Below are 6,542 nucleotides of genomic sequence, written 5' to 3'. Positions count from 1 at the left end.
CGGCCAGACCTTGCAGAGCTGGGCCAACGCGCCGGCTGGCGGCGCGTTTCCGAAATTTCGCTAAAGTCTTTTCGGCGGCATTGCCTGGATGATCCGGAGGGCAAGATCGAGATCGGCGAGCCCGCCCGAAAGCGGCGTGCGCGGCTTCGCACCGGCATGGATGCAATCGGCGAAATGCAGCCATTCTCGGCGGAACGATGTATCCGGAACGCCGGGTATGACACGTTCGGATGCGGTTTGACCTGCCGCTTCGCGCAGCCGGACGGTCGCCGAGGCGTTGCGGAAATAGGGGTTCTGGAATTCGATCCGCACCTCGTCGCGCTCGCCATGCACATGGATCCACTCGTCCCACCATTCATACTGGGCAAGTGCCATGTCGAAGAGGCAAGGGACGCCGCCATAGTCGAGCACGGCCAGCAACTGGTTCGGGCCGGTCTGTTGCGCATGGACGACGCGGTCGGGCGTGCCGAAAGCACCGCGCATGACGGCAAGGTCGTGGCTGGCGAGGCTGAGCAGTACAAGATAGAGATCGCGATAGCCGGCATGGTCCACACCGAGCGCCGCCTCGATGCGCCGAGCGACCGTTTCGCGCCCCGCCGCCAACACATCGGCCGGCACGTCGGTGACCCTGGTCTGCGTGTAGAGTTGGCCATAACGGTCGAAGCGGCCCGCGAAATCGTGGACATGGATCGACTTCGGCCGGCCGATAGCGGCTATGCGCTCCAGCCCGGTCTCATAGCCGGGATCATAGAATTTCATGTAGCCGACAAGGGCGACAAGGCCGCTCCGCTCGGCCTGCTCGACAAGCGGGCGCGCCTCCTGCGGCGTGAAGGCAAGCGGCTTCTCGACGATCAGGTGTTTGCCGGCTCGGATTGCATCGGCGACCATCTCGCCATGATCGTAGGTGCAGATCACGACCGCATCGACATTCGGGTCGGCAAGCAGCGCGCGATGGTCGGTATATCTGGCAGTGACGCCATAATGTTCCGCGACCTTGTCGACCGTGCCGGGAGAGATGTCGCACAAGGCGGCGATGCGAAACGCCGGTAATTCCAAGAGATAAGGCAAGTGCATCAGCTGGGCGATCTCGCCGCAGCCGATGACGCCGACGCCAATAACGCGATCCTGCATGTCAACCCTTCACGGCGCCGGCTGTCAGGCCGGCGATGAACTGCCGTTGCATGGCGACAAAGACGACGATCACCGGCAGTGTCGTGATCGTCAACGCGGCGAAATAGAGCGTCCAGAGCGAGTCGTATTGCTGGAAGAAGCTGACCAGTCCAAGCGGGATGGTCTGCACCGAAGGGTCGCGCAACAGCAGGAAGGCCAGGAAGAAGTCGTTCCAGATCTCGATGAAGCCGAAGATGAGGATCAGCGCCACGCCCGGCCGCACCAGGGGCAGCATGATGTGGATCAGGATCTCGAGCCGGCTGGCGCCATCGATGCGCGCGGCATCTTCGAGGTCGGCCGGCAACGTGATGAAGAAGCTGCGCAGGATGAAGACCGAAAGCGGCAGCGACGTCGCGGCATAGATGAAGGCAATGCCGAGCCGGCTGTTTATCAGGCCGAGATCGCGCGCCACCAGGAACAGCGGAATGGCCATCACCTGCGGCGGCACCAGCATGGCCGCAACCGCGACTGCGACCACAAGACCGCGTCCGGGGAAACGAAGACGCGCCACCGCATAGGCGCACGGCGTCGCGACGGCCACCAGGATGATCAATGCCGAGCCGGTGACGAAGATGCTGTTGACGATGCGCGATCCCATGCCGGCGATCCGCCAGGCATCGGCATAGTTCTGCAGCACCAGGCTCGATGGCGGACCCCAGACATTGCTGAGCATTTCCTGCTTGGTCTTGAGCGAACCGAACAGCACCCAAAGCAGCGGATAAAGGGTCTCGAAGAGCACGAGAATGAGCGCGGCATAGATGCCGCCAATTTCGAGGATGCCGCGCATGCCGAGGCGCTGCATGAGCCCGCGACGGCGAGAGCCGGCGGCGCCATCGTTCAGCGAAATTGGAGGGTTGGCGGCTGCTCTCATCAGACGTCGAGCCTTTGCCTGCGCATCAGGGCCAGCAGGCCGACACTGGCCAGCCCGACGATCATGAACAGCACATAGCCGATCGCAGCGGCGTAGCTCATGGCGCCGTCCTGGAAGGCCTTGCTCATCATGTAGGTGAGCACCACTTCGGTGGCGTGGTTCGGGCCGCCCTTGGTCAGGACATAGACGATGTCGAAATTGCGCACGAAGGCGCCGGAGAGGCCGAGGATGGTGTTGATGAAGATGATCGGCATCATGATCGGAACGGTGACGTGCCGGAAGCGCTGCAAGGGGCCGGCGCCGTCCATCTTCGCCGATTCATAAAGCTCCGAGGGAATCGTCTGCAGCCCGGCCAGATAGATGACGGCATGGAAGCCAAGCCATTTCCAGACATCGACGACGATGATCGAGTAGAGCGCGATGTCGGCGTCGCCAAGCCATGATCGTTTCAGCCCGGCGAGGCCAATGAGATCGAGCCCGCTGTTGAGCAGGCCGAAGACCGGATTGTAGATCCAGGACCAGAGCAGGCCGACGGCGACGAAGGACATCGTCACCGGGACGAAGGCGGCGGCGCGGAAGAAGGTGCGGCCAAGCAGCGCCCGGTTCAGAAGCAGCGCCAGCCCGAGGCCGAGCACGTTCTTCAGGACCACGACGGCAACGACGAAAATCAAATTGTTGCGCAGCGCACCGAGGAAAATGCGATCGTGCACGAGGCGCTTGTAGTTGGAAATACCTGCCCAGGTCGGGTCGGAAAACCCGTCCCAATTGTGCAGGCTGAGCCAGAAGCCGTTGACGAACGGCCAGAGGTAGAAAAGACCGAAGAGGATCGCGGCGGGCAGGATCATGACGAATGCGACCGCCCCGTCCCCGGCATTGAAGCGCCAGGTGCCGGATCGGCTCGAAACAGGAGCCTCCTCTTGCGGTCGTGTGCTCATGTGGCCTTCGCGCCTTGCGGGGTCAGCACCAGCCCGAGCGTGTCCCTGACATAGGCGATGCTCTCGAGCGTGCTTTGCTCTGCCGTTTTCTTGGACGCATCCAGTTCGATGATGGCGAGGCCATCGTAGTTTGCATCCAGCAGGACGTCGACGATGCCGGCGAGATCGACGACCCCGGCGCCGAGCTCGCAAAAGGCGCCATAGCGGTCATAGCCCTTCAGCGCCGGATCGACCCTGGTGTCCTTGAAATGCATGTAGCGCACGGCCGAAATGTAAGTCTTGACCGCGTCGACCGGGTCGGAATTGGTGTGGGCAAGATGCGCCGGATCGATGCACAGGCCGGCCAGACCGGTATCCAGTTCATCCATCATGCGATCGAGCTGGTCGCGGCGCTCGACGAAGGTGTCGAGATGCGGGTGATAGACCGTCTCGATGCCAAGGTCCTTTGTCCGCCTGCCGATGTCCTCGAGCGCCCGGCAAAAGGCGCGGTAGTCGTCGGCCGTGTGCGCCCCGGCAGCGGCTTCCGAGGGACCGCCGCCGAGAACCAGCACCGGTGAGCCGAAGCCCTTCAACATCCTGGTCAGTGCGACGAGAACGTCCCGTTCATAGCTCCAGGCGACAGGGTTGGTGAAAATCGCATTGACGTAGAAGGAGGAGAGCTTGATGCCATACTCGCTCTGGCCTTCCGACAGCAGCGCATAGCGCCGCAAGATGTCGGTATCGGTGGTCACTCCCATCGGCGCCTGGTTGCCGAGCTGCATGTATTTGCGGGCGTATTGGTCCGACAGGCTGGTGAAGGCGAGGATCTCGAACCAGCCGAAGCCCTGGTCGGCGAGAAACTTGATGGCTGGCCTGAGCGGAAGGCCGGTCAGGTCCCAGCTGTTCAGATGATAGCCGATCGAGAAGCGCTGCCGTTCGGCGCGATGTGTCGTCATGTGTTTTCTCCGATGGGCGAGGCTGCCCGAAGCAGGCAGCCTCTGTTTTTCTTGCCTGGCGCATCAGCCCGGCTGGATGGGCGCTCGCTTGCAGGCGCTACTTCAGGGGCTCATTTGGGGGGCCAGCTGCCCTGGGCCTTGAGGTCGTCGAAGATGGTCTGGATCGATGCGGCGGCGTCTTCGGGCGTCGTGGTGCCGCCGACGATGCCGGCGATTGCCGAAGACGTGGCGCTCGCGACTTCGGATGGCCAGATCCAGTCGAGGAACTTGATCGTGTTCGGGAAGGCTTGCTTGCGCAATTCGACGGCATAGGCATCGTCGACCTGCGGCACGCCCTTGATCGAGGCCGCGATCGGCTGTTCCGGCGCGAGGTAGAGCGTCGCGATTTCAGGCCGTGTCAGATATTCGATGAATTTGACCGCGGCATCGAGCTTCTCGGGCGGGATCGAGGAGGCGACGCACATGCCGTTGTCGGCACCGCCGCCATGGCCAGGCGCGCCCGGCGTTCCGTCCATTTTCGGAAAGGCGAAGACGCCCCATTTGAAGTCCTTGACGCTCGACTGGAGCGACGGGATTTCCCAGGTGCCGCCATAATACATGGCGCTCTTGCCGGCGGCGAACGCCGCACGCATGCCGTCCTGGTCGACGGAAAGCGAATCCTTGGAAAGGATGCCATCATCGACCCATTGCTTGATCAGCTTGAAGCCCTCGACATCGGGCGCGTCGGTGAAATTCGCCGTACCCTCGAGGTTCTTCTGCGTCTTGCCGACCGGGTCGCCCGATGCCTGCGAAAAGGTCTCGAAGTACCACATCGGCCACATCACGGTGTTCGAGCCCTGATGCAGCAGAGGGATCACGCCCGCGGCCTTGAACTTCGGCACGGCTGCCTTCAGATCGTCATAGGTTGGCGGGACAGGAATGGCGAGCTTCTGAAAGAGATCGACATTGTAGAAGATCGTCGATGTCGACAGCGTCGAGATCGGCACGCCGTAGACTTGGCCGTTGACCGTAAAGGCGCCAAGAGCGGCGGTATCGATCCTGTCCTGGAACGGCTTGATCTTGTCGGTAATCGGCATCACCAGTTTGCGCCTTACATAGGCGCCATTGGTGTAGAAGGCCGGGCAGGCGATCAGATCCATTTCCTGGTTTGCAAGTTTTGCGGTCATCACGCGCTGAATGGAATCGGTTTGCGGCCCTTGGGCATCCCACTCGACGGCGGCGACGTCGGGGTTGGCCTTGAGGAAGCCGTCGATGACCTGTTGCTGGATTTTCTTCTGCTCGTCCGGCGGTTGACGCGGCGCGAGTTCGTCGAGCGCCGAGCCGCCGAAAATCTTGAGCGTGATCCCTTCGGCGTGGCCGATGCCGGGCAGTGTGATCAGGCCGAGGCCTAGCAGTGCGGTGGCAAGGATGGAAGCGGCGGGACATTGTTTCGGACGGTGGGTCACTCTCTGCTGAAGGGGCATCTGGCTCTCCTTTACGCCAATGCCGAGGGGCAACCTCGGGACCAATATCGTTGATGGTCATATGATCTTGGTCGCCTGTTGATGTTTTTGTCAATCGGCAAGAATGCCTATTAATTCATCGATCGAACGCCCCTTTCATGTCGGCGTGGCCCGTGCGGTGTTCAATTTGCTTGGGCATTGATCTGCAAGAAGATCGGCAAACCAATGGTCGGATGCTGGCTGCTCCCGGTAACGGACAAGCCCCAATCTTCGCGATCTACTTCACGCCGATGCCGGCGGTCAGGCCGCCATCGATCTTGTAGTCCGCGCCAGTGCAGAAGCCGGCCTTCGACGAACACAGGAAAGCGATGAGTTCGGCCACTTCCTCCGGCTCGCCGATGCGCCCGATGGGGTGCGCTTCGCCGAAGCGCTTGTAGGCGGCCTCGACATCGGCATCCGTGCCGTTCTCGCCGCGGGCGGCCTTCTCCAGGATCGGGGTGCGGATCGAGCCGGGGCTGACGGAATTGACGCGGATGCCGGAGCGCGCATGGTCGAGGGCCAGGGCACGCGTCAGCGTGTGGATGGCGCCCTTGGTGGTGGCATAGGCGGCGACGTTTTGCTGGCAGGCAAAGCCCTGCACCGAAGCGACGTTGACGATGGCGCCGCCGCCCCTGCGGACCATTTCCGGAATGCCGAAATGCGCGGTCAGATAGATGGACCCGACATTGACCGACATCGCCCTGTTCCAGGTCTCGAAATCGGTGCTGGTCGCGGTTCCGTACGGATGCACCGCCGCCGAATTGACGATGATATCAAGGCCGCCGAACCGCTCCACGCCGGCCGCGACCGCGTCGCGAACCTGATCGGGCACGGAGACGTCGGCGCCTATGACCAGCGCCCCGGCTGCGGAGCTTTCCAGTTCCGCTTGCAGCGCAGCGTTGGCCGTGCGGTCGATGCCGCAGGCGACGATCGCAGCACCTCCCGCAGCGAGGCGTCTGGCGGTTGCGAGGCCAATCCCGGTCGTCCCCGTCACCAAAGCCACCTTGCCGTCGAAATCCTTCATTGGGAAAACTCCTTCATTCGCTGTCCGAAACCGTTCCTAGTTTGACACCCATTGTGGTCCAACAATAGGTTGCCGTTCTCTCGCAGAAGGAAGCGGCAATGGAACAGTGCTGGCGCTGGTATGGAC

General features: G+C 62.3%; 6 protein-coding genes. All 6 read right to left on the bottom strand.

Features of this window, described 5'->3' with window-relative positions:
- Positions 1 to 60: 60 nt before the first annotated feature.
- The 6 genes from EOD15_RS25815 to EOD15_RS25790 all read right to left on the bottom strand — a co-directional run bounded on the left by EOD15_RS25815 (position 61) and on the right by EOD15_RS25790 (position 6,416).
- Complete coding sequence (locus EOD15_RS25815) at positions 61 to 1,131, bottom strand: Gfo/Idh/MocA family oxidoreductase (protein WP_127319602.1); 1,071 nt, start codon at positions 1,129 to 1,131, stop codon at positions 61 to 63.
- Position 1,132: 1 nt separating this feature from the next.
- The gene (locus tag EOD15_RS25810) at positions 1,133 to 2,041 is read right to left on the bottom strand and encodes a carbohydrate ABC transporter permease (RefSeq protein WP_127319604.1); all 909 of its coding nucleotides are present in this window, start codon (positions 2,039 to 2,041) and stop codon (positions 1,133 to 1,135) included.
- Positions 2,041 to 2,976, bottom strand: a complete 936-nt coding sequence (locus EOD15_RS25805) for a sugar ABC transporter permease (RefSeq protein ID WP_127319606.1) — start codon at positions 2,974 to 2,976, stop codon at positions 2,041 to 2,043. The genes EOD15_RS25810 and EOD15_RS25805 overlap by 1 nt, the downstream gene beginning before the upstream one ends.
- Positions 2,973 to 3,911, bottom strand: coding sequence for a sugar phosphate isomerase/epimerase (locus tag EOD15_RS25800; protein ID WP_127319608.1), 939 nt, complete (start codon positions 3,909 to 3,911; stop codon positions 2,973 to 2,975). Before EOD15_RS25800 ends, EOD15_RS25805 begins: the two co-directional genes overlap by 4 nt.
- A gap of 110 nt (positions 3,912 to 4,021) precedes the next feature.
- Entirely contained in the window at positions 4,022 to 5,374 is a 1,353-nt protein-coding gene (locus EOD15_RS25795) for an extracellular solute-binding protein (protein ID WP_127408965.1), read from the bottom strand.
- A 256-nt stretch (positions 5,375 to 5,630) separates the two neighbouring features.
- Positions 5,631 to 6,416 (bottom strand): SDR family oxidoreductase, encoded by a 786-nt coding sequence (locus EOD15_RS25790; RefSeq protein ID WP_127319648.1) that lies wholly within the window; start codon positions 6,414 to 6,416, stop codon positions 5,631 to 5,633.
- Positions 6,417 to 6,542: the final 126 nt, after the last annotated feature.

Source organism: Mesorhizobium sp. M7A.T.Ca.US.000.02.2.1, from assembly GCF_003996995.1.
Classification (GTDB): Bacteria; Pseudomonadota; Alphaproteobacteria; order Rhizobiales; family Rhizobiaceae; genus Mesorhizobium.
This window is presented reverse-complemented; position numbering and strand designations above follow the sequence as displayed.